This is a genomic window from Teichococcus globiformis, from assembly GCF_042646265.1.
Classification (GTDB): domain Bacteria; phylum Pseudomonadota; class Alphaproteobacteria; order Acetobacterales; family Acetobacteraceae; genus Pseudoroseomonas; species Pseudoroseomonas globiformis.
Map to the genome: position 1 here is coordinate 219360 of NZ_JBHRTN010000029.1, position 23031 is coordinate 242390.

At 65.7% G+C, this 23031-nt stretch carries 22 protein-coding genes; 10 read left to right on the forward strand and 12 right to left on the reverse strand.

The features are described 5' to 3' along the window. Positions 1-13: 13 nt before the first annotated feature. A complete protein-coding gene (locus tag ACFOD4_RS21865) occupies positions 14-955 on the reverse strand; it encodes a dihydrodipicolinate synthase family protein (protein WP_379599834.1) in 942 nt (313 codons plus the stop codon). Positions 956-1072: 117 nt separating this feature from the next. Between ACFOD4_RS21865 and ACFOD4_RS21870 the strand changes: the two genes are divergently transcribed. Further along, on the forward strand, positions 1073-1948 hold the full coding sequence (locus ACFOD4_RS21870) for a LysR family transcriptional regulator (RefSeq protein ID WP_379599835.1): 876 nt from the start codon (positions 1073-1075) through the stop codon (positions 1946-1948). Between the two features lie 6 nt (positions 1949-1954). Here ACFOD4_RS21870 and ACFOD4_RS21875 read toward each other — a convergent pair whose 3' ends face one another. From ACFOD4_RS21875 to ACFOD4_RS21895, 5 genes are all read right to left on the reverse strand, one after another. Next, positions 1955-3034 (reverse strand): tartrate dehydrogenase, encoded by a 1080-nt coding sequence (locus ACFOD4_RS21875; RefSeq protein ID WP_379599836.1) that lies wholly within the window; start codon positions 3032-3034, stop codon positions 1955-1957. 108 nt (positions 3035-3142) lie between these two features. Then, positions 3143-4186, reverse strand: a complete 1044-nt coding sequence (locus ACFOD4_RS21880) for a sulfate/molybdate ABC transporter ATP-binding protein (protein WP_379599837.1) — start codon at positions 4184-4186, stop codon at positions 3143-3145. Continuing rightward, positions 4183-5007, reverse strand: a complete 825-nt coding sequence (gene cysW / locus ACFOD4_RS21885) for a sulfate ABC transporter permease subunit CysW (RefSeq protein ID WP_379599838.1) — start codon at positions 5005-5007, stop codon at positions 4183-4185. The genes ACFOD4_RS21880 and cysW overlap by 4 nt, the downstream gene beginning before the upstream one ends. Then, the gene (cysT, locus tag ACFOD4_RS21890) at positions 5004-5855 is read right to left on the reverse strand and encodes a sulfate ABC transporter permease subunit CysT (protein WP_379599839.1); all 852 of its coding nucleotides are present in this window, start codon (positions 5853-5855) and stop codon (positions 5004-5006) included. Before cysT ends, cysW begins: the two co-directional genes overlap by 4 nt. A 4-nt stretch (positions 5856-5859) precedes the next feature. Then, positions 5860-6903, reverse strand: coding sequence for a sulfate ABC transporter substrate-binding protein (locus ACFOD4_RS21895; RefSeq protein WP_379599840.1), 1044 nt, complete (start codon positions 6901-6903; stop codon positions 5860-5862). 207 nt (positions 6904-7110) lie between these two features. Here ACFOD4_RS21895 and ACFOD4_RS21900 point away from each other — a divergent pair, with 207 nt between their 5' ends. From ACFOD4_RS21900 to ACFOD4_RS21910, 3 genes are read left to right on the forward strand one after another with little or no spacing between them, the layout of a single operon-like run. Continuing rightward, entirely contained in the window at positions 7111-8118 is a 1008-nt protein-coding gene (locus ACFOD4_RS21900) for a site-specific integrase (RefSeq protein WP_379599841.1), read from the forward strand. Further along, on the forward strand, positions 8115-8687 hold the full coding sequence (locus ACFOD4_RS21905) for a hypothetical protein (RefSeq protein WP_379599842.1): 573 nt from the start codon (positions 8115-8117) through the stop codon (positions 8685-8687). The genes ACFOD4_RS21900 and ACFOD4_RS21905 overlap by 4 nt, the downstream gene beginning before the upstream one ends. Beyond that, positions 8684-9490, forward strand: coding sequence for a segregation and condensation protein A (locus ACFOD4_RS21910; protein WP_379599843.1), 807 nt, complete (start codon positions 8684-8686; stop codon positions 9488-9490). Before ACFOD4_RS21905 ends, ACFOD4_RS21910 begins: the two co-directional genes overlap by 4 nt. Here ACFOD4_RS21910 and ACFOD4_RS21915 read toward each other — a convergent pair. After that, the gene (locus ACFOD4_RS21915) at positions 9447-10412 is read right to left on the reverse strand and encodes a 2-hydroxyacid dehydrogenase (RefSeq protein ID WP_379599844.1); all 966 of its coding nucleotides are present in this window, start codon (positions 10410-10412) and stop codon (positions 9447-9449) included. The genes ACFOD4_RS21910 and ACFOD4_RS21915 overlap by 44 nt on opposite strands. Positions 10413-10613: 201 nt before the next feature. On the opposite strand from ACFOD4_RS21915, the gene ACFOD4_RS21920 reads away from it, so the two are divergent. The 6 genes from ACFOD4_RS21920 (at position 10614) to ACFOD4_RS21945 (ending at position 15905) form a co-directional block, all read left to right on the forward strand. Then, positions 10614-11666, forward strand: coding sequence for an extracellular solute-binding protein (locus tag ACFOD4_RS21920; RefSeq protein ID WP_379599845.1), 1053 nt, complete (start codon positions 10614-10616; stop codon positions 11664-11666). Beyond that, a complete protein-coding gene (locus ACFOD4_RS21925; RefSeq protein WP_379599846.1) occupies positions 11666-12754 on the forward strand; it encodes an ABC transporter ATP-binding protein in 1089 nt (362 codons plus the stop codon). Before ACFOD4_RS21920 ends, ACFOD4_RS21925 begins: the two co-directional genes overlap by 1 nt. Then, complete coding sequence (locus ACFOD4_RS21930; protein WP_379599847.1) at positions 12751-13587, forward strand: ABC transporter permease; 837 nt, start codon at positions 12751-12753, stop codon at positions 13585-13587. Before ACFOD4_RS21925 ends, ACFOD4_RS21930 begins: the two co-directional genes overlap by 4 nt. After that, positions 13584-14369 (forward strand): ABC transporter permease, encoded by a 786-nt coding sequence (locus ACFOD4_RS21935; RefSeq protein ID WP_379599848.1) that lies wholly within the window; start codon positions 13584-13586, stop codon positions 14367-14369. Before ACFOD4_RS21930 ends, ACFOD4_RS21935 begins: the two co-directional genes overlap by 4 nt. A gap of 3 nt (positions 14370-14372) precedes the next feature. After that, positions 14373-15038 carry an RraA family protein gene (locus tag ACFOD4_RS21940; RefSeq protein ID WP_379599849.1) on the forward strand — a complete coding sequence of 222 codons (666 nt, stop codon included), beginning with the start codon at positions 14373-14375 and terminating at the stop codon, positions 15036-15038. Between the two features lie 258 nt (positions 15039-15296). Beyond that, positions 15297-15905 (forward strand): YcbK family protein, encoded by a 609-nt coding sequence (locus ACFOD4_RS21945; protein ID WP_379599850.1) that lies wholly within the window; start codon positions 15297-15299, stop codon positions 15903-15905. 50 nt (positions 15906-15955) lie between these two features. Here the strand turns inward: ACFOD4_RS21945 and ACFOD4_RS21950 are convergent, their stop codons facing one another. From ACFOD4_RS21950 to ACFOD4_RS21970, 5 genes are all read right to left on the reverse strand, one after another. After that, positions 15956-16891 carry a delta(1)-pyrroline-2-carboxylate reductase family protein gene (locus tag ACFOD4_RS21950; RefSeq protein WP_379599851.1) on the reverse strand — a complete coding sequence of 312 codons (936 nt, stop codon included), beginning with the start codon at positions 16889-16891 and terminating at the stop codon, positions 15956-15958. Positions 16892-16982: 91 nt separating this feature from the next. Then, complete coding sequence (locus ACFOD4_RS21955; protein ID WP_379599852.1) at positions 16983-17678, reverse strand: SDR family NAD(P)-dependent oxidoreductase; 696 nt, start codon at positions 17676-17678, stop codon at positions 16983-16985. 16 nt (positions 17679-17694) lie between these two features. Then, positions 17695-19224, reverse strand: coding sequence for an ABC transporter substrate-binding protein (locus ACFOD4_RS21960; RefSeq protein ID WP_379599853.1), 1530 nt, complete (start codon positions 19222-19224; stop codon positions 17695-17697). Positions 19225-19247: 23 nt separating this feature from the next. Then, positions 19248-20900: a hydantoinase B/oxoprolinase family protein gene (locus ACFOD4_RS21965; RefSeq protein ID WP_379599854.1), complete on the reverse strand. Its 1653-nt coding sequence runs from the start codon at positions 20898-20900 to the stop codon at positions 19248-19250. Then, the gene (locus ACFOD4_RS21970; RefSeq protein WP_379599855.1) at positions 20897-22969 is read right to left on the reverse strand and encodes a hydantoinase/oxoprolinase family protein; all 2073 of its coding nucleotides are present in this window, start codon (positions 22967-22969) and stop codon (positions 20897-20899) included. The genes ACFOD4_RS21965 and ACFOD4_RS21970 overlap by 4 nt, the downstream gene beginning before the upstream one ends. Positions 22970-23031 lie beyond the last annotated feature (62 nt).

Here is a 23031-nt window from a genome sequence, read left to right on the forward strand (position 1 = left end):
GCTTTGTTCTCCCTCAGGCGATTTTGCCGGCGGCGCGCTTGTCGTGCTTCGCCACGCGGGACAGCAGGTATTCCACTTCTGCCTTGGCCTTGGCACTCAAGCTCGCGCCCGGCTTGCGCTGGGCATCGCTGGCAATGATGCCGCGCTTGGCCATAACATACTTCCGCACGGCCAGGCCCACGGCGCCTTGCTGCTGCTCATAACGCAGCAACGGCAAATGCGCGTCGAACAGGTCGTGTGCGGCGTCGCGCTGACCTTCGGCCTGCAGCCGGACCACATCGCAAAGCATGTCGGGGAAGGCGTAGCCGGTCATGGCCCCGTCGGCGCCGCGCTCAACCTCGAAATCGAGGAACAGCCCGCCATTGCCGCAAAGAATGGAGATCGGCTTCATGGAGCCGTCCGCCTGGAAGTTCCTCAGCGCCGAGATCTTCTCCAGCCCCGGCCAGTCCTCATGCTTGAGCATCACGCAGGCGGAGTTTTCCTGCACGATCTTGCGGATCACGGCGGGCGTCATGACCACGCTGAAGGTCTGTGGGAAGTCCTGGATCACAAAGGGCACCTCGGTGCCGATCGCCTCGGAAGCCTGACGGTAGTAGGTGGTGATCTGATCGTCGGTGCGCAGTGTGTTGGGCGGTGCGATCATCACGCCTGCGGCACCTTTGTCCATCACCGCCCGGGTCAGGCTGGCCATGGCGGCGAAGCCGGGAGCCGAGACGCCGATGATGACCGGCAGCCCCTCGGCACGGTTGATGAAGCGGGTAGCGATCTCCAGCGCCTCTGCGGCGTCGAGCTTGGGCGCCTCGCCCATCACCCCCAGCACGGTCATACCGGTGGAGCCGACCGAACGGTAGAAATCGATCATGCGGTCAATGGAGGCATAGTCGATGCGGCCATCCTCATGGAACGGTGTGGGGGCGATGGGATAGACGCCCTTGGCGTCCGCGGTAAGCAACATGGTCTTTCTCCAGCCGGGTGAGCGATCGGGGCGGGATGCTAACCGGTTCCGGTCGCAGGAAAAACATGCGGTTTCCGGCTTCAGAAGACGGAAAATCCGGCCTACCCTGCATGAACAATGAATACTCGCTTCCTGGCCACTTTCTGCGCCGTGGCGGAACAGGGCTCGCTGGTCGCCGCAGCCCGGCGACTGGGCCTTGCCAGCGCATCGGTTGGGGAACAAATCCGTGCGCTGGAAAGCGAACTCGGCACAAGGCTGCTGGCACGGCGGGGCAGGGGGCTGGTAGTGACAGAGGCCGGGCAGGCGGTTCTGGCCGGCGCGCGCGACATCCTGGTGCGGGTGCAGGCGTTGAAGCACCTCGCAAGGCCCGGCGAACTGAGCGGACAGCTCCGTATCGGCGCGATCTCAACGGCGCTGATCAGCGTGGTGCCGCCGGCGCTGCGGCTGATGACGGAGCGGCATCCAGGCATCGAACTGAAGGTGCTGCCCGGTACGTCCGCCCAGCTCTACCGAATGCTGGAGCATGAGGAGATCGACTGCGCCCTGACACCATCGCCGCGATTTCCCTTGCCGAAGCGCTTTGGCTGGACGTCCCTGCGGGCGGAGCCGCTGGTGCTGGTGGCGCCGGCAGGGATGGCGGGACGCGACGCCGGGCAGATGTTGCGCGGCGCGCCCTTTATCCGGATGGACCGGCAATCCTGGACGGGCCGCCTTATCGACGATTACCTGAAGAACCGGCGCATCGCCCCCCGTGAACTGTTTGAGCTGGATGCGCAGGAGGCCATCGTTATCCTGGTGGCGCAGGGCCTCGGTGTCGCCCTTTTGCCGGACTGGGGCATCGAGGCTCCCAAGGGCCGGCCTGTTCGCAAGCTGCCTGCCGGCGGGCTGGCGTATAGCCGGGAGATCGGTGTGATCACCGCCGGGGGTCTGCGCGAAGGGCAGGCTTCCGCCTTTCTCGACGCGCTGCGCGATGGCATCGTGGAGCCGGTCTAGCTCGCTTCATGCATTGGCGCTGTGGATCGCGTCGCAAACAGCCTCGGTGACCTGCCGTGTGGTGGCCGTGCCGCCTAGATCCGGGGTTAAGAGGCCCGAGGCAGTGACGCGCTCCACAGCCTGCATCAGCCTTGCGGCCGCTTCGCGCTCGCCGAGATGTTCCAGCATCTGCGCGCCCGTCCAGAAGGTGGCGATGGGGTTGGCGATGCCCTTGCCCGTGATATCGAAGGCAGAGCCGTGGATCGGCTCGAACATCGAAGGGAAGCGCCGCTCGGGATCGACATTGCCGGTGGGTGCGACGCCGAGGCTGCCTGCCAGCGCGGCTGCGAGGTCGCTCAGGATATCCGCGTGCAGGTTGGTGGCAACGATGGTGTCGAGGCTGGCGGGCTTCAGCACCATGCGCATGGTCATGGCATCGACCAGCATTTTGTCCCAGGTGACGTCGGGGAACTCGTGACTAACCTGCTCCGCGATCTCGTCCCACATCACCATGCCGTGCCGCTGCGCATTGGACTTGGTCACCACGGTCAGGAATTTGCGTGGGCGGGACTGTGCCAGGCGGAAGGCGTAGCGCATGATGCGCGTGACGCCGACACGGGTGAAGATCGCAACTTCCGTGCCCACCTCTTCAGGCAGGCCACGATGCGCGCGACCACCATGGCCGGAATACTCGCCTTCCGAGTTCTCTCGCACGATCACCCAGTCCAAGTCGCCGGGGCCACAATCCCGCAGCGGCGGTGTGATGCCGGGCAGGATCTTCGTGGGACGCACATTGGCGTACTGGTCGAAGCCTTGACAGATCGGCAGCCGCAGGCCCCACAAGGTGATGTGGTCTGGCACGTCCGGCGCGCCGACGGCGCCGAAATAGATGGCATCAAAGGCCTTCAGCTGCTCCAGCCCGTCCGCCGGCATCATGGCTCCATGCTTCCTGTAGTAGTCGGAGCCCCAGGGGAAGTGCTCGACATGCAGGCGGAACTCGCCGCTGCGCTTCTGTAGGGTCTCCAGCGCCTGCAGCCCGGCGGCGATCACCTCGGGACCGATGCCATCGGCCGGAATGGCCGCGATTCTGTATTCCCTGAGACCCATGACGATGTCGCTCCCGTTCGGTTCGGCCGCAGTGTGCCATGATGGCGGGCACGCCGCGAGATCGCACCGCGGGGCCCGCTCCGGACTTGCTGGCCAGCCGGCGCGGCGTCAGGCCGCCGGAAAGACCCGTGCGGTGCGGGCGCGCAGATGGCAGGCGGTGCCGGGCCGCAGTCCTGGAAACGGGAGCTCGGCCTCGATCACTGCGCCATCCATGCCGATCTCGGCATGGGCTCGGCTACCGTCTGGGCGACAGGAGCGTATGACGGCGTTCGGCTGCGCCTGCTCGACAACTTCCCATTCATGCGCTCGAACAAAGGCCAGGACGGGCCCCGCGAGATGTGGTGCGCAGGTCAGGACGGTGGAGGGCAGCGGTGGCAGCGGCAGCGGCGCGAACTCCAGCATGCCGTTCCGCAGCGTGGCTGGCAGCCTTGCCGCCTGGCCCAGAAAGCCCGCGACAAAGGCATCTGCCGGCTGATCCAGCACTGCGTCCGGTGTGTCGAACTGGGCGATGCGGCCCGCCTCCATTACCGCCACCCGGTCGGCCAGCTCCATGGCTTCCTGCTGGTCATGCGTGACGAACAGGCTGGTGAGGCCCAGCTCCGTATGCAGGTCCCGCAACCAGCGCCGCAGCCCGTGCCGCACGGCGGCGTCCAGAGCGCCGAATGGCTCGTCCAGCAGCAGAACCCGCGGTTCGATCGCCAGGGCACGGGCCAGGGCCACACGCTGCCGCTGCCCGCCGGAAATCTGTTCCGGGCGCCGCTTCTCCAGCTCGGCAATGCCCATGCGTTCCAACAGGCGGCGGACACGGCGGCCGATCTCATCCTCCGATTGCCGTTCTCGTCGTGGACGGACCCGCAAGCCGAAAGCCACATTCTCGAACACGCTCATATGGCGGAACAACGCGTAGTGCTGAAACACGAAGCCGATCCTGCGCGACCGGGCCGGCACTTGTGCCATTTCGCGTCCGCCGATCTGCACGCTGCCCTCATCCGGGTAGTCGAGCCCGGCCAGGATGCGCAGCAGCGTGGTCTTGCCGGAGCCGGATGGGCCGAGCAGCGCCACAAACTCGCCATTCCGCGTCGAAAGATTGATACCTTTCAACGCCTGCGCCGGGCCGAAGCGCCGCGACACGCCCTGTACCGTGACGCTCATCCCGCCCGCCACTCCAGCACAGCCTTGGCCGCCAAAGTCAGCAGCGCGAGCAGGGCAAGCAGCGCCGCAACCGCGAAGGCTCCAACGAACTGGTACTCGTTGTAGAGGATCTCGACATGCAGCGGCATGGTGTTGGTTTCGCCTCTGATATGGCCGGAGACGACGGATACCGCCCCGAACTCGCCCATGGCCCGCGCGTTGCACAGCAGAACACCGGAAAGCAGCGCCCAGCGGATCTCAGGCAATGTGACCCGCCAGAAGCTCTGCCAGCCGGAGGCACCGAGCGTTGCGGCCGCTTCCTCGGCGCTGCCACCCTGTTCCTGCATCAGCGGGATCAGGGTACGGGCGACAAAGGGGAAGGTCACGAACAGGGTAGCGAGCACCAATCCGGGCAGAGCGAAAATAATCTGCACGCCGCGCCCTTCGAGCCAGGGGCCGAACCAGCCCTGGCTGCCGAACAACAACACCCAGACCAGCCCGGAAATGACCGGCGAAACCGAGAAGGGCAGTTCGATCAGCGCCAACAACAGGGCACGGCCAGGAAACTGGAAACGTGCAATGCACCAGGCGGCCGCCACTCCGCCAACAGTGTTCACCGGCACCGAGATGGCCGCCACCAGCAGCGTCAATCGGATCGCCGCAATGGAGTCAGGATCGACCACGGCTTCCACCGCCGGAACAAGGCCTCGCCGCAGGGCCTCCGTGAAAACCGCGGCGAGCGGCAGCAGCAGGAACAGCGCGACAATCAGCAGCGCCAGCCCGATCAGCAGCCGGCGCAGCACGGGACCTTCCTGGGTGGCTGGGAGAGGGTGGCGGCTCATGCGCGGCGCCAGAAGCGGGTCGCCAGGTTCAGCGCGAGCAGCAGCACAAACGACAGGGCCAGCATGGCGAGCCCGACCGCTGCCGCGCCGGCATAGTCGAACTGTTCCAGCCGGGTGACAATGATGAGCGGCGCGATCTCGCTTACCATGGGCATGTTGCCGGCAATGAAGATAACACTGCCATACTCTCCAACCGCCCGCGCCGAGGCCATGGCGAAGCCGGCCAGCAACGCCGGTGCAAGCGCCGGCAGCACCACCCGCCAGATGATCTGCCCCCGGGTGGCCCCGAGGGTGGCCGCGGCTTCCTCGGCCTCACGGGGCAGATCGCGCAGCACCGGCTCCACGGTGCGCACAATAAAGGGCAAACCGACAAAACCCATCGCCAGCCCGACGCCCAAAGGCGTGTAGGCCACCTGGACTCCCAGCGCCGCGAGCGGCGCGCCGAGCCAGCCATTCGGGGCGTAGAGGGCGGTGAGAGCCAAGCCGGCAACAGCCGTGGGCAATGCGAAGGGCAGGTCGATCGCCGCATCCAGGAGGCGGCGCCCCGGGAACCGGTAACGCACCAGCACCCATGCCAGCAACAATCCCGCCGGAAGGGCAACGAGCGACGCAGCCAGCGCGCCAAGGAAAGACAGGCGCAGCGCCGCCAGGACGCGCGGCTCGGCGAGGGAATGCCAGATCCCGCTCAGGCCGAGCTCCAGCGGCCGCAGCAGCAGTGCTGCGAGAGGCAGCAGCACGATGCCTGAAAGCCAGAGCAAGGTCGTTACCAGGCTGAGATGGAAGCCGGGCAGGGGGCCACGGCGCGGCGCACCGCCGCGCAGGCGCAACGTGCCTCCAGGCGCAGCCAAGCGGCTACCGCCCCGGCTGATAGAGGCGGTCGAACACGCCACCATCGTCGAAGTGCCGGGCCTGCGCCTGCTTCCAGCCGCCGAAGGCCGGGTCATCGATCGTGACCAGGGCGAGCTTCGGGAAGCGCTCTCCCGCCGCCGCCAGGGCCTGGGCGTCACGTGGCCGGTAGTAATGCCGCGCTGCCAGGGCCTGGGCCTCGGGCTCATAGAGACTTTTCAGATACGCCTCGGCCATCGCACGGGTGCCGCGCCTGTCCACATTGCGATCCACCACGGCGACAGGCGGCTCGGCCAGGATGGACAGTGAAGGATAGACGATGTCGAACTGACCCGCACCGAACTCGGCGAAGGCCAGATGCGCCTCATTCTCCCAGGCGAGCAGCACATCGCCCTGACCGCGTTGCACAAAGCTGGTGGTCGAGCCCCTGGCGCCGGTGTCGAGAACGGGAACGGCCCTGAACAGCGCCGCCAGAAAAGCTTCAGCAGCCTTCTCATCCCCGCCGGGCTGCCGGAGCGCCCAGGCCCAGGCGGCAAGGTAATTCCAGCGCGCACCGCCCGAGGTCTTCGGGTTGGGGGTGATCACTCCGGTGCCCGGCCTGATCAGATCATTCCAGTCGCGGATGTTCTTCGGGTTGTGCTTGCGCACCAGGAACACGATGGTGCTGGTATAGGGCGCGCTGTTGTGGGGCAGGCGCGACTGCCAGTCGGAAGCGATGAGGCCACGGGCGGCAATGGCATCAATGTCGTAGGCCAGTGCCAGGGTGACCACATCGGCTGGCAGCCCGTCGATGACCGAACGGGCCTGCCGGCCTGAGCCACCATGCGAAGCGTTTGCGCGAATGGCCTGGCCAGTCTGATCCTTCCAGTGACGGGCAAAGAGGGCGTTGAACTCCCTGTAGAACTCACGGGTGGGATCGTAGGAAACGTTCAGCAACTGCGCCGCGCCCTGGGCCTGAGAGGGGCCGGACGGTGCGGCCAGCGCCAGGGTGGTGGACGCGATCACCGCGCGCCGTGTCAGTGCAGGCTGGGGAGTGGAGCCGTTTGGCACGGTGGACCTCCTCTCGGATCGTTTTCGATCACTTACATGGCCCGGAAGGCCATGCTGCCGACTTGGCACAGGAAAATAAAACAACGATTTTCTGTCGCTGTTAAGAAAATTCTACGGACGAGATCTAAGCATTGCAAGGCTGCTGGCGGTGTCGGCCGCGCTTGGATAGAATCGGGTGATGTGTAACCGAAGCCGCAAAGCACCTCGATGACCGAGACGACTCGTGCAACCGCGGCCTTCCCCTTATCCACCACCGCGCGGGATCCGGTCGCGCTGACGGATGCCGGCCAAGCTGCGCTGGAGGCGGCGGAGGCCTATGCACGGCAGTCCCTCGCGCCGGAAACCCGCCGGGCCTATGCGACGGACTGGCGGCATTTCACCGAATGGTGCCGGGAGGCCGGCTGTATGGCGCTGCCGGCCGACCCCGTGTCGATCGCTGCGTTTCTGGCCGGTATGGCGAAAACCCATAGTCGATCCGCCCTGGAGCGGCGCCTCGCCGCCATTGGGCGGCAGCACAAGCTCCACGGCCATGTATGGTCGGCGTCGCATCCGGCGATCCGGGCGACCTTGCAGGGAATCCGCCGGGCCCATGGCAGCCGCAAGCGGCAAGCAGCGGCCCTTACCTCGGTGGAACTGCGCAAGCTGGTGGCGGTGTGCCCCGGCGACCTTGCAGGGCTGCGGGACCGTGCGCTGCTGCTGCTCGGATTCGCAGGTGCTCTACGGCGTTCGGAGCTCGTCGGGATCGATCGGGAGCACCTGCGCTTCACCGAAAGCGGCCTGCGCCTGACCCTGCCGCGCTCCAAGACGGATACCGCAGGCGAGGGCACGGAGCTGGGCATCACTCGAGGCAGGCGGCCGCAGACCTGCCCGATCCGCGCGCTGGAAGCCTGGCTGTCAGCGTCCGATACGCGATACGGGCCCGTGTTCCGGCGGGTCGACCAATGGGGCAACATCGACCACACACGGCTGGTGCCGGAAGCCGTCTGGCAGATCCTGCGTCGGCGCGCCCTTCAAGCGGGACTTTCCGTTGGTTCGGGCGAGCGGCTCTCGCCGCATGGCTTGCGGGCCGGCTTTGTCACGGAAGCCTACATGGCCGGTGCTCGTGACGAGCAGATTATGGATCACACCCGGCATCGCGACCTGAAGACCATGCGTGGCTATGTGCGGCGGGCAAAGCTAGTGACAGAAAGCCCGGTGAAGCTGCTGGATCTGTGAGCGGCACACCCGATCCCGACTGGCTCTACCACCATTTCGAGGCGCGTGGCCCGGCCGCCGAGTTGGCCGCGTTCAGGCAGGCTGCGGCCGGCGCCGGGCTGATCCCGTGGCAACTTGACCTGCCGGCGCTGGAGGAGGATTGGCTGCACCTGATGCTGGCGCCAGGCCCGCACGAGCGCGGCATCAGCCTGGAGGGTGCGCGCATCCTGGCCGGGCAGCTTCGTGAGGCCGTGGCACGGCAGCAGGCGCGGGCGGAGGCCTTGGCACTGACCGGCACGGCCTGCCCGCTCGATCTGAATGCGCTATTCCCAGTCCCGCGGGAGATCCTGGCTCTTGGTCCTGCCGACCCCCAGGCGCGGGACTGGCTATGGCGTGAGTGGGGCACGCCCTGCGCCTTGCGCCATGTCGCCGCTGCACCAGGGAAATCCGCAGATACGGCAACCCATGGGGTTATGCGGCTGCGTTTCTGGTCGGCGGACTGGACACCATGGCGGGCACTGCAACGGATGCGGGACCGCTTCCCGACGATCAGCTTTTCCCTGCAGCCTGTCTATGACGAGGGTGCATGAGCAGCCAGGCGCCGGCGTTGCGCATCGGAGGCTATGAAGGGCCGCTCGACCACCTGCTGGAGATGGCGCGCGGCCAGAAGGTGGATCTGGCACGCCTGTCGATCCTGGAGCTGGCCGAGCAGTTCTGTGCCGCGGTCGACAAGGCTGCTACGGCTCGCACACTGCCATTGCACAGCCTCGCTGACTGGGTGGTCATGGCGGCCTGGCTCACCCTGCTGAAGTCGCGCCTGCTCCTGCCGAGGGGCAGTCCAGAAGCCGCGGCGGCGGAAGCCGAGGCCGAGGATTTCCGCCGGCAGCTCGAGAACCGGGCCTTTGTGCAGGCGGCAAGGAGCTGGCTGGAAACCCGACCCCAGCTTGGCCAGGATGTCTGGTCACGCGGAGCGCCGGAGGTGCAGGAGTGCAAGGCGCAGGAGGGACCGGTTCCGCACGCCGACATCGTAGGCCTGCTGCGGGCCTGCCTGAAGCTGCTCCAGAAGCCGCGGGCCGATGGGGCCTGGACTCCCTCGCCGCCGCTGCTTTGGCGCTTGCCGGAAGCCATTGCGCTGCTGCGGCGTGTGTTACCCGGCGCAACCGAAGCTGTGCCGATCCTGTCCCTTCTGCCCGTGACGGTTCGTTCCGATAGCACGGTCCGACCGGTGCAGCGGCGCGCGGCCCTTGCCAGCACCTTCCTGGCAGGGCTGGAACTGGTGCGCGAGGGCGAGGTGGTGATGGATCAGGCCGCGCCCTTCGCCATGCCACGGCTTTCGGCAAATTCCTCGATCAGCACACGAAGTCGGTCGCCGCAACCGGCTCACCCCGGTTGAAGCGGTCGATATTACCCCACATCTGGTTGATGGTTGGAACAAAGGTGTCGGCGGACATCGCCGCGATATGCGGCGTGCACACCACGTTCTCCAGCGCCAGAAGCGGGTTATCCGCCGGCGTCGGTTCTTCCTCGTACACATCCATGGCCGCGCCCAGGATTTCCTTCGCCTTCAATGCCTCGGCCAGATCCTGCTCAATGACGACGCCCCCGCGGGCGACATTGATGAGCACCGCCGTCGGCTTCATGGTGCGGATGGCTGCGCGGTCGATCATGCCCTTGGTCTGCGGCGTCATCGGACAGTGCAGGGAAACGATGTCCGCCTGCTTCAGAATTTCGGCCAGCGTGGCGAACTCGACGCCGAGGTCGGCTTCCTCCCCGGGGCTCAGTCGACGGGTTTTGTTGTAGAGGATGCGGCCACCGAACGGCTTCAGGAGCTTCGCCAGGTTCTGACCGATCGCGCCGAAGCCAATAATGCCCACTGTCTTGCCGAAGAGGCTGTAGCTGGCCTTGGGCAGACTGGTCGGCCGCCACTCGCCGGCACGGAGGGATGTATGGCCCCAGGCGAGGTTGCGCATCAGCGCGATGGTGAGGCCAAGCGCCGCCTCGGCCACGGACTTTGCGTTGCTGGCCGTGGTGCGGGCCACGGTGATGCCTTGAGCCTTGGCGGCATCGAGGTCGAAATTGTCCACCCCCACGCCCCATTTGTGCAGCAGCTTCGCCTGCTTCGCGGCCGCCAGCAACGAGGCATCGACCGCAATCTGGCCGGACACGAGGTAATCCGCATCTGCCACGATCTCCTGCAGATGCGCGGCATCGCGGCTGGCCGCGTGCTCCATGATCAGGCCCGTCGGCAGCAGCTCGCGCATGCGCTGCGCCGTCTGCGGAGTAATGGGGTCGAGCACAACAATCTTGCGGTTCATCCGTGGCCAGATCCTGGTTGCAAAGACTGAAACAAGGCCGCGAGGCGGCACATCCTGCACCGCAGCCTGTGGTGAAATGCGCTGCTCCGCAAGCCATCCTGTTTGCTGCACACGCATTCCGCCATGGACCCGCTTTCCACCGTTGCCGCGAGCGTCGAGGCTGTCCATGATGCCGATGCTGACATACAGGGGGCTCGGACCATGACCCGATGGAAGAGTGCGGCGCTCGGCATCGCCGGCCTCGCCGCCTGCGCCGTGCCGGTCGCGGCGCAGGAGAAGGGCCAGATCACGGTGATGGCCTATGGCGACGCCGTGTTCAAGGACAACTACACCGAGACGGTGCTGCAGCCCTTCGAGAAGGCCACAGGCATCCGGGTGCAGTACTTTGCGTCCGGCAACAGCGCGCAGATGCTCGGCGCGCTCCGGGCGCAGAAAGCGGATCCACAGACCGACATCGTTATCATGGATACCACGACCGCGGCTCTGGCCTGCGCCGAAGGGCTGGTCGATAAGGCATCTTCGGCGCAGATGCCTGTTCTGGAGCAGATCGACGGATTGGCACGGGAGGCGGGCGGCGAATGCGGCCCCGGCGTCACCTACGACAATCTGGTGATGATCTACAACACGGAGAACGTGAAGCCGGCCCCGACCGGGTTCGTGGATATGGCCGATCCCGCACGACGCGGGCGGGTCGGCCTCGGCGCGCCCCCCAACATCCAGGGCCTGGCGCTGACGGCGGTGCTCGCCCATGCCGATGGCGGCGACTGGACAGCCATCGCCAAGGCCATGCCGGTGCTCAAGCGTATCGCTGCCAACACGCAGACCTTCGATCCAAAGCCTGACAGCGTGACGTTTGTGGTCAGCGGCCAGGGGGACATGACAACCAACTGGAACGCACGCTCGCAGCTGATGGCGATTCAGTCCAAGGGCAAGATCGGCGTGACCTTGCCGTCTGAAGGCACGGCGTTCCAGATCAACACCATCAACGTGGTGGCCAACAGCCGGAACGCGGCGGCGGCCCGTAGCTTCATGGCTTATGCACTGGGTGCGGAAGCGCAAAAGGCCTTCACCGAACGTGTGTTCTACGGTCCCACCAACACCACCGCACAGATTGCGCCCGAGGCGCTGAACCGGACCGCCATGGCGCCGCAGTTCCGCGAGCGGGTGGTGAACGTAAACTGGGCGGAGATGCAGAAGCTGCGCGACAGCTGGAATCAACGCTGGCGGCGCGAGGTCATCACGGCAGCGCCCTGATGGACGGCGACACCCAGCCGCATCTGCGGCTCGAAGGGTTGGCCCGGCATTATGCCGGAGCGCCGGCCGCGGCCGTCGACCATGTGTCGCTGGAGCTGCCGCGCGGCGCGTTGCTGGCTTTGCTCGGCCCCTCCGGCTGCGGCAAGACCACTACCTTGCGCATGATCGCGGGGCTGGAGGCGCCCGATGCCGGGCGCATCCTGGTTGGCGGTCGGGACGTGACCGCGCTTCCGCCGCATCGGCGGCAGATGGGCATGGTGTTCCAGTCCTATGCCTTGTTCCCGCATATGACGGCGGCGGGCAATGTTGCCTTTGGCCTCGAGATGCGTGGCACGGCCCGTGCCGAACGGATCCGGCGTGCTCAGGCGGCGCTGGAAATGGTTGGCCTAGGCACTTTGGCCGCACGCAAGCCCCGGCAACTGTCCGGTGGGCAGCAGCAACGCGTTGCCCTGGCCCGCGCCTTGGCCATCGAGCCGGAATTGCTTCTGCTGGACGAGCCGCTTTCCGCCTTGGATGCCAAACTGCGTGAAGGCGTGCGGGACGAGATCCGGTCCTTGCAGCAGCGCCTCGGAACCACGACGGTTTTCGTGACGCACGACCAGACGGAGGCGCTCGCCATGGCCGACTGCGTGGCCGTGATGAACGCCGGGAAAATCGAGCAACTCGCGCCCCCCGAGGACATCTTCGAGCGACCCGCCAGCCGCTTCGTCGCAACCTTTGTCGGGCGCGCAGCCCGCATCCGGGGCCAGCTCGAGCCCGGTGGGGTGCTGCGGACGGAGGGCGGCGCCGCGTTGCGCACTTCGCACGGCGTAGCGCCGGGCGCCGTGGAGGCTTTCCTGAGGCCGCATCGGGTGCGCGTGCTGGGCCCCGGCGAGTCTCCATCGGACCAGGAGAATCTGCTGGAGGGACGGCTGTCCCGCCGCATCTACACCGGCGAGATCATCGCCATCGAGGCCGATACGCCGGCAGGGCCGGTGGTGGCCGAGATGCAGGCCGGAGGCCAAAGTCATTGGCGGAGCCTGCGTGAAGGCGACTCGATGCGCCTCGTCTTCAGGGCCGCCGACCTGCTGGCGTTTCCCGTCGCATGATCGGGTGGTTGCTCTGCCTCCCAGCCCTGGCCATTTTGTCGCTGGCCTTTCTGTGGCCCCTTGCCACGTTGTTCCGCATCAGCCTCAACCGGACGGCGGAAAGCGGCGCGATGGAAGTGGCGGTGACGGCCGACAGCTATACCCGGCTCCTGGGCGACGCCTTCACCTGGCAGCTGGTCTGGGACACGGCGCAGCTGGCGGCCACTTCGGCGGCATTGGCCGTGACGCTGGCGTTGCCCGTGGCGTTGCTGATCCGCGCAGCCAGCCCTCGCTGGCGCGGATTGCTTGCCCTTATGGCCATCGCACCGTTGCTGATCTCGGGTACCGCCCGGCTCGTCGGCTGGATGGCCGTGCTGGGTGACCAGGGGCTGTTCAACGCGATGCTCATGAGCCTCCGCTTCACCGAAACGCCCTTGCGCCTGATCAACAACTGGACCGGTGTTCGCATCGGCCTCGTGGAAAGCCTGATGCCCTATGCAGTTCTGGTGCTGCTGGCCGGGCTGGGGAGGCTGGACGCACGGCTGGAGGAGGCTGCCGCAACCCTTGGCGCCAGCCGCATGCGGACCTTCTTCCGCATCACCCTTCCTCTGGCAGCGCCCACCATTCTGGCGGCCTGGCTGCTCGACGTGGTGCTCGGCATCTCGGCCTTCATCACGCCGCGCCTGATGGGCGGCGGACGGGTCTTCGTGCTGGCCACCGAGATTTATGACCTGGCGCTGGAAAGCGTGGACTGGCCCGCCGCCGCTGCGCTTGCCATGTTGCTGCTGTCGGCACTTCTGCTGCTGATGCTGGCCCGGCTGGCCGTGTCATGGATGCAGGGGAGGCGGGCATGAAGCCGAGCTGGGCTCTGCGTGTCTTCGCTGCGCTGGGATACCTGATCCTGCTGTTGCCGGGCATCCTGGTAGCGGTCCTCAGCTTCAGCGCGGGCGACTTCCTGACCTTTCCGCCGCCGGGCTTCTCGACCCGCTGGTATGCTGCCTTGTTCAGCAACCAGGCCTTGATGTCGGCCATGGTGACCAGCGCCATTCTCGCCGTCATCGTGGCAACGCTGGCCCTGCTGGTGGGTGCACCCGCTGCCTATGCCATTGCGCGGCTTGAGTTTCGGGGACGCGCGCTGCTGGCCGGACTGCTGGTCGCGCCGCTGGTTCTGCCAACCCTGGTGCTGGGACTTGCTTTGTTGCTGGTGCTGCAGCCGCTGGGGTTGGGGGCGAGTTGGCCGGGCTTGGTGCTGGGGCACAGCCTGATCGCCATTCCTTTCTCGGTGCGCATCATGACCACCGCCTTCTCCGCAGTACCTCGCGAGCTGGAAGCGGCGGCCTGGACGTTGGGAGCAACACCGCTTCGTGCAGCCCTCCGCATCACTTTGCCCAACGCGGCCCCCGGAGCCATTGCGGCGGGAGTGTTGACCTTTCTGGTGAGTTTCGATGAAACGGTGATCAGCCTGTTTCTTGTTGGCCCGCGGCTGACCACCTTGCCGGTCGAAATGTTCCGCTACGCCGACCAGACGGCTGACCCACTGATCGCCGCCTTGTCCATGAGCCTGATCGTCTTCGCCGTCCTCATGGTTGGCGTGGTCGAGCGGCTGATGGGATTCTCTCGTGCCATGGGGAAGTGAAAGATGCCGAAATACGTCGTCGAAGACATGCCTGCGCCGATCAGCAGTGAAGTCGTGGCGTTGCTGGAGAAGACCGAGACAGCAACCGTTGGCCACTGGCGCCATTGGGGCTTCATGGATCGTTCCATTCAGGGATTGCTGCGTCGCCGTGTCGCCGGCACGGCCGTGACGGTGCAGATCCCCGGTGCGGACTCGACCCTGCTGCACCACGCACTTGGCCTTCTGCGACCGGGCGACATCCTGGTGGTCGATCGCCTGGGCGATGATCGCCATGCCTGCTGGGGTGGCGGGGTTACCGTGGCGGCCAAGGCCGCAGGCGCCAAGGCCGGTGTTGTCGGCGGACCCTGTACCGATATCGAGGAGATCGAGGCATCGGACTTCCCTATGTGGTGCAAGGGCATGGCCCCCATCACCACACGGATCTACGATCTGGGAGGACGGATGAACGTGCCCGTATCCGTCGGCGGCGTCGTGGTCATGCCCGGCGACGCGGTGCTGTGCGATGATTGTGGGGTGCTGGTGCTGCCACCCTTCGAAGCCGAGGCCGAGGCACGTGCTGCCATCGAGAAGCAGGCCAAGGGACTGGAAACGCAGGCGCAGGTCGCCAAGGGCGCTAAGCTGGGCGAACGCTCCGGCGCGACCGCCAAGGTCCTGGCTGGCCTGGTCTGAGACGGCGATCCACCCGCCAACGAGAGGAACTGCGCGTGCAAGTGGATGGGGCCCCGGCAGACGCTGCCACAGCAGAATCGACGCCTCTCCACTTTGCACCTGAATCAACTCAGGAAGTAACCACCGTCAGCTGAAAAACTGATAAGTTGTGGACAAAGATCTCATTTACGCGATTTTAGGCAGATTGTGATCCGATTGGGTCGCATTCTCGTGAGGTTGGGTTCCTGAGCGGCGACGCAGCGTTTACCACTGGCCCCCATGCGTCGCAGAGCCCTGTTCCTTTCCGCAGCCACCATCCTCGCGGCCCCACCCGGCAAGAGTTTGGCAGGCAGGGGCGACCCGCGCAGGTTGAAGATCCGTCACGCTGCCAATGATGCGGTTTTCTCTGGGTCCTACCACAATGGCCGGGAGCCGGACGCGGTTGCCATGCGTGAGTTGTCGGAAGTCTTGGCCGATACGCGCAGCGGTACGGTTCGCGCCTTTGACCCAGAGGCCATCGACATTCTGTGGGAACTGGGCCAGCGCCAGCGTGTGGCGGAATTCCTTGTGCTGTCCGGCTATCGCACGCCCGAGACGAACAAGGCGGTCCATGGAGCCGGCGACAGCCAGCATTTGCGGGCGGCGGCGCTCGACCTTCAGATCGCGTCTTCCCGGTTCGAGGGCTTCAGTGATGCGGCGCTGCGCCTCGGCCGTGGTGGGGTGGGGCTTTATCCAGGACAGGGCTTCATCCACATCGATTCCGGGCCTGTCCGTCGCTGGGGGGGCGCCGCAACAGTCACAGCTGTCCGCGCCGCACCACGTGCCAGATCTGCCGCCGAGATCAGGCTCGACCAGATGGCGGAAGCCTGGGCGTCCACCCGCCGCTGATCGAGATGGTTGTCGACTGGTATTTGGATCTGCCGGTAGCGACTGGGCGCTTAGGCTGAAAGCGCGGACCGTGCCACGCGGCACGCTGCCAGATCCCAGGCCGCGCAGCCGACGCTCTTGAAGAAGATGGGGCGGCTGAAATCCGGCTTGTGGATCAGTGCCTGGGCGAGCGGGGTCACCGTCGCCCAATCAATGCCTGCCGCCACAATGTCGCCGGCCTCAACAGGTGCACCCACCGGATCGTCAACGTAGATCTGGGCATCCTGCATAGAGGGCGAGCCGATCTCGATCATGTCGAGGCGGTACGCGCCGACACCGACAACCAGCCGGCCCGCGCGTGCCGGCTCTGCATAGACCGGTTGGCGGCTGCTGGTGACGGCGATAACGGCGTCCTCTGTCACCGTGCCAGTGGCTGGGCGAACATCTCCGTGGCCGGCAAATCCTTCACAGAAGGCGGCAACCGCCTCGGCCCGCCTTGCCTGGACGCGGATCGCCACATCGGGGAAGAGAGCCAGCAAAGCTTCAACATGCGCCCTCGCCTGCGGGCCGGCACCGATCAGGCGAAGATTGGTCGGCGGTGCAGGGTGCAAATGCCGCAGGCCGATCATCGAGATGGCGGCGGTACGCCGTGCCGTCACGGTTGGGCCGTCCAGCACGAAGAGCGCCTGTCCGGTCATGGCGTCGATGCCGGTCACCTGACCCTGAAGCGCGGGCAGGCCCCGTGCCGGATTGGAGTTGTGAATGGTGATGAGCTTGTGCGCCACCAAATCCGGCCCGCTGCATGGCATTGAGAGAAGCGTGCCCGCTCCACCGGCGATCGGCATGACGAGGCGTTCCGGACTGTGGATCTCCCCTCGCCCATACGCGGGAAGGAGCTCCTCCAACGCAGCGATCAGGACAGGATAGGGAAGGAGGCGGGCTGTTGCCTCCGCATCGTGCATCTGCATGAGACCGACGCCAGCAGCAAATCGGTGCGCCGTCAACATGGCTGGCGCGGTTCACCCCATGAAAGCGGCACACTTCGTCTCCGTGCCGCCCGACATTTTCCTGGACCGACGCAGAGGCTGCCCCTGCTGCCTAGAGCATGTCCTCGTGCCGGCAGTTGACGAGCAACTCGGCAACACTGGCCGTGTTCGGCAGATGCAGCAGAACCTCCGCCAGCAGCGCGATGTCCTCCGGCCGCGACATCTTTTCGCGCGGCCACTTCGTGACATGCGCCGTCATATCGGTATCAACGAAGCCGGGGCACAGGGCGCTGGCACGAATGCCATCTTCTTGACCAAGACGCCGAACTTCCTGCGTCAGCGCCATAACGGCGAACTTGCTCATGGAATAGGCCAGGTTGTCGTTGCGGACACGCTTGCCAGAAAGCGATGCGATGTTGACCACACGGCCGGTACCGCTAGCGACGAGATGCGGCCAGGCTGCACGGATCACCCGCATCGGCCCCATGGTATTGACCGACCACAGGGCCTCGAACGGTGTGTCGTCATTGCCGAGCAGAGTGCCCCGAGTGTTGATGCCGGCGGCATTGACCACCGCGTCGATGCGGCCGTGTTGTGCCACCACCTCGCCCACCCATGCGGCAGCGCCCCGCACCTCGGCCGCATCGTAGCGGTGCACTGACAGAAGCGGGTGAGCTGGCAGTCGCGATACGTCGCGCACACCGGCGCTGACGATGCAGCCCGCCGTCAGAAGACGTTCCAGCAGCGCCCGGCCGATGCCGCGGGTGGCGCCGGAGAGCATCACCACCCGTCCTTGCGGCTTCAGCATCATGGCTGATCCTGCCTCATCCAAGGCTCGCCGTCTCGAAGGTCAGGCCGGAATAGAATGTCAGCGCTCCCGGGAGGTTCTTGAAGCCCGAGACCTGGCTGCGCATGGCGTATCCCTGGCTGCGCCAGGTCAGGCCAACGATCGGTGCCTCCTCGATCGCCACCTGTTCGAGCTCGCGGTAGATGGCACGCCGCCTGGCCTCGTCGAATTCAGCACGACCGGCGGCGAAAAGCTCGGAGATGCGCGGCGTTTTGAGGCCGTAGCTACGGATATAGGCTGTCGCCAGGCTGCCATCCAGGATGTTGGCCAGCCCGTCGGGATCGTTGCTGTCGGCGGCGGTTCCCATCATGGCCAGGTCATACTGGCCCCGATTGCCGATGGCGATGCGCGTTGCCCAGTCCGGCAGGTTCAAGGTCACCTGGATACCAATTGCAGCCAGATGCTGCTGCACGACCTCGGCGGAGTCCTTGTGCATGCCGTATTGCGCGGTTGACAGCATGTTGCATGCGAAACCGTTCGGATGCCCGGCTTCGGCCATGAGCTTCTTGGCAAGATCAGGATTGTAGGTCCATCCGTCCTTGAGCTCCGGATTGAAGAAGGGGCTGCTTTCGGCAATGGGGAGATGTCCGAGAGGGGAGCCACGTCCAAAGAACGCAGCCTTCACCACCTCATCTCGCCGGATGGCGTAGGCAACCGCCTTCCGGATCCGGGCATCGTCGAAGGGTGGCTTGCTGCCGTTGAAGATGAGATACATGAAGGCGCCGTCCACGGCGTCGAGCTTGAGCTGCTTGTTGTCGGCAATGGTGGCCATGGATTGCCACGGCACATATTCGATCAGATCCACATCGCCGGATTGCAATGCCGCCACGCGAAGATTCTCGTCTGCATAGGCAGTGATGCGGATGGTCTTCAGCTTCGGCAGGCCGGGCTTGTAGAAGCCATTGAAGGCTTCCAGCTCCAGAGACGATCCACGTTCCTGCGACTTGATGCTGAACGGGCCGGCGCCGATGAACTCGCGCCCCGACGACTGCCGTGAGATGATGGGCATGTGGTAGCTGGCCATCAGGTTGGGCAGCGTCACCATGGGTGCCCTGGTCACGAGCCGCACGGTACGGTCATCCGGCGTTTCGATGCGCTCGATCCCACGGATCTCGGTGCGGAAATGCGCCGTCGACTTTTCCGACGCGATCTGCTCCAGCGTCCACTTCACATCGGCTGCGGTCACCTTCTCGCCGTTCTGGAAGGTGGCATCGCGCAGCTTGAAGACCCAGGCCGTGTCGCCCTCGCGGGTCCAGGCTTCCGCCAGCTCCGGTCGCAGCCGGCCTTCCTCGTCATAGGAGGTGAGGCCACGATAGATCATCAGCTTCACCGTGGCTGCCGCGGTGCCACTATTCGCCCAGGGTTGGATGTTGGGCGGATAGGAGGAAAGGCCGAAGCGCAGCAGACCGGATGGCTGCGATCGGGCGGTGGGCACCCGCAGGAACGGCAACAAGCCAGTGGCGGCGGCACCGGCCAGGATGGCCCGGCGATTGGCGGAGATAGCCATGCGGAACTCTCCTTTGCGCTGTATCAGGCGATGTGTCGATACGCCTCGCGGGCTGTGGCGGAGCTGATCGTGCCCTCGGCAAGATCGCGCGCAACGGCCTCAGGGCGGCGCCGCTCCGGCGCACCATATCCGCCGGCGCCCGGACTGACGATGGCAAACCATTGGCCCGCCTTCAACTCCGCATTCGGGCCGTTGAAGTTGACGCCGGGACCGCACTCGACCTTGCCTTCGGCACCCGGCCCGCCGCCCAGCAATCCCCAACTGCGCGACCGGGTGCGTGAAAGATCGATGCGCACGCGCACATCCTCATCGGCCCGGTAAACGCGCCGCAGCGCAAGGCCGCCGCGATGCTGGCCGACGCCGCCGGAATCCTGCACCAGCTCGTAGCGCAGCAGAGTCAGCGGATACTCGATCTCGAGCGCCTCGGCGGGCAGGTTGGACGTGTTGGTGCCGTGCACATGCACGCCATCCAAGCCATCCTTGGTCGCACGCGCGCCCGATCCACCGCCCATGGTTTCCAGATAGACCCAGAGCGATCCGTCGGATTTGCGGGCTCCGATAAAGCTTGCCACGGTGCAGGTGGAGTTGGAGCAGGCGGTGACCCGTTCCGGCACAGCCTGGGCCAGTGCCCCCAGCACCATGTCGGCGACACGTTGGCAGGCTTGCAGGCGTCCGTTCACCGCCGCGGGATGACGGCAGTTGACGATGCTTCCTTCCCGCCCAGAGATTGTCAGTGGCCGTGCCAGCCCCGCATTCGGCAAGATGGTCGGATCGACCACCGACTTCACCGCGTAATAGGCCGTGGCCAGCAGAGCCGTATACGTCATGTTGATGCCGGCGCGCATCTGGTCTGGAGCATCGAAATGCAGTGCCATGCCGTCGCCCCGGATTGTCACCTCGACCGAGAAGGGAAGGGTTTCGCTGATTTCTGGATTATCGAACACATCCTCGAAGCGCCATTGGCCGTCTGGCATCGCGGCAATGCCCGCCCGCATCTTGCGCTCGGCGTAGTCGAGCAAGGCTTCGCCCGCGGCGAGCACGGTTTCCGTGCCATACTTGGCGCAGAGTGCCTGGAAGCGCTGGACACCGACGCGATTGGCGGCCATCTGCGCGCGTAGATCCGAAAGCCGTTCATGCGGAACTTGGCAATTCAGCAGGATCAGGTTCTGGATATCCGCCTGCAACTCGCCCGCTCGATAAAGGCGCACAGGCGGTATGCGCAGCCCCTCCTGGTAGATGTGGGCATGGCCACGATCTGCAAAATCGGAATGATGGGCCAGGTTGACGGTCCAGGCGGCGATCTCACCATCAACAAAGATCGGCTCGGCGAGCACGATGTCGGGCAGGTGGGTGCCGCCACCAGCATAGGCATCGTTGCCGACGAACACGTCGCCTGGGCGCATCTCGTCGACCCGGTGGTGCTTCATGATCTCCGGCACGATGCCGATGAAGCTGCCCAGATGGATCGGAATATGCTCCGCCTGGCACAATGTCTCGCCAGCCGTGTTGAACAATGCGGTTGAGCAGTCGCGGCGCTCCTTGATGTTGGTGGAGTAGGAGGCGCGGATCAGCGCTTCCCCTGTTTCCTCAACGATGGAGGACAAGGCGGCACCAATGACCTCGACGGTGATCGGGTCGAGCGTCATGCGGGTTCCGGATGTCAGCGCCTGGCTCATGCCGCCGCCTCCAGGATGAGGTTCAGGTAAGGATCGACGCGGGCAGTCATGCCGGGGGGGACCACGGTGGTGGTGTCCATCTGCTCAACCACCGCCGGCCCGGTGAAGCGGTTGCCGGGATGCAGGGCATCGCGGCTGTAGATCGGCGTATCCACGAAATTCCCGGCCTCCGGGAACCAGACGGGACGCCGGCCGGTGATGGCGGAACCGGCATCCGGTCCTGCCTCGGGATGGGCTTTCAGTTCCGCCTTGCGAACCAGGCCGGTGGCCTCCAGCCGCAGCGTCACGATCTGGACCGTCTCCCCCTCGGCAACAAAGCCGTAGCGTTGGCGATGTGCTTCGGCGAAGCCCTCGACCAAGGCCTGCAGGGTCGCGGCGGTGACCGGGCCCTCAGGGAGGGCGACCGCCAGCTCGTAGTTCTGGCCCTGGTAGCGCATATCCGCTGTCCGCGTCAGGCGCTGTGCCGGTGCATCGATATGCTCTTGCGCGAACCACGCTTCCGCCCGCCTGGCCAAGCCGGCAAAGGCCTCGGCCACCTCGCCCAGGGATGCGTCCGTGGCCGGCAGCAGCTTGGTGGCGGCAAAGTCCGCACGGAGATCGGTCAGCAGCAACCCCATGGCGCAGAGGATGCCGGGATTGCGCGGCACTAGCACGCGCTTCATGTCCAGCTCACGCGCCAGCCGTGCCGCGTGCAGCGGTCCGCCGCCGCCAAAGGCCATCAGGGTGAAGTCGCGCGGATCATGCCCACGCTGGATGGAGATGACGCGGATCGCCCGCGCCATGTTGGCGATGACCACGGACAGGATGCCCTGCGCCGTTTCCATCAGCCCGAGGCCGAGCTGGTCGGCGATGCGCTGGATCGCGGCACGGGAAAGGTCCTGGCGGATTTCCATCCGTCCGCCGAGCAGATGCGTCGGGTTCAGCGTCTGCAGCACCACATTGGCGTCAGTTGTCGCCGGCTCGGTGTTGCCCTTGTTGTAGCAGACCGGCCCCGGATCGGCGCCGCAGGAGCGTGGTCCCGCCTTTAGCAGCCCGCCGGCATCGACATAGGCGATGGAGCCGCCGCCGGCCCCGACGGTGTGGATGTCGAGCATGGGTGCCTTGATCGGGTAGCCATGCACCACGGCCTCGGAGGTGAGCTTGCAGGCGCCGCCCTGCAACAGCGCCACATCGGTGGAGGTGCCACCCATGTCGAAGGTGATAATGTCGGGAAAGCCCGCGAGGCTGCCAATCGCCTGCGCACCGACCACGCCGGTAGAAGGGCCGGACAGCACTGCCCGCACCGGCATGTCGGCGGCCGTGGAAAAGCCGATAACACCGCCATTCGACTGAGTCAGATGCGGGGTTGCCGTCATGCCCAGCGCCTTGAGCCGCGGCGTCAGCCGTTCGATGTAGCGGCGCATAACTGGACCAAGATAGGCATTCAGCACCACCGTCGAGAGGCGCTCGTACTCTCGGAACTCGGGAGCGATTTCATGCCCTGCGCTGATGAAGACGTCCGGCATCTCCTCGCGCAGAATCTCCACTGCGCGCGCCTCGTGCTCGGGACGGATGAACCCATAAAGAAAAGAAACCGCAACAGCCTTGACGCCGCTATCCCGCAGCGCCCTGGCGGCTGAGCGCATTCGCCCTTCATCCAGCGGATGCTCGACGCTGCCGTCGTGGCGAATGCGTTCGGGGATCTCATGCCGGAGGTCGCGGGGAACAAGAACGGGCGGCTTGTCTGCCTGCATGTCGTAAAGATCTGGGCGCTTCTGGCGGCCGATCTCCAGAAGGTCGCGAAAGCCATCTGTGGTCACCAGGCCGGTTCGCACGCCGCGATGCTGGATCAACGCATTGGTGGCGACCGTGGTGCCATGGCCGAAATAAAGGACCGGGCCCGCCGGATGCTCCCCGGCTTCGGGCGCGACGCGCCGCATCCCCTCCTCAACACCTTGAGCAATGCCGCGCGAAGGGTCGTCCGGCGTGGATGAAACCTTCCAGACTTCGACCCGGCCTGTGTCCTGATCGAACAGGCATACATCAGTGAAGGTTCCGCCGGAATCCACACCTACGCGCCAGCGCCCCATCGACCTCAATCCTTCGCGTCTTCGCCAGCAACTATCCGTTCATGGCTGGGAAGGCGGCAAGA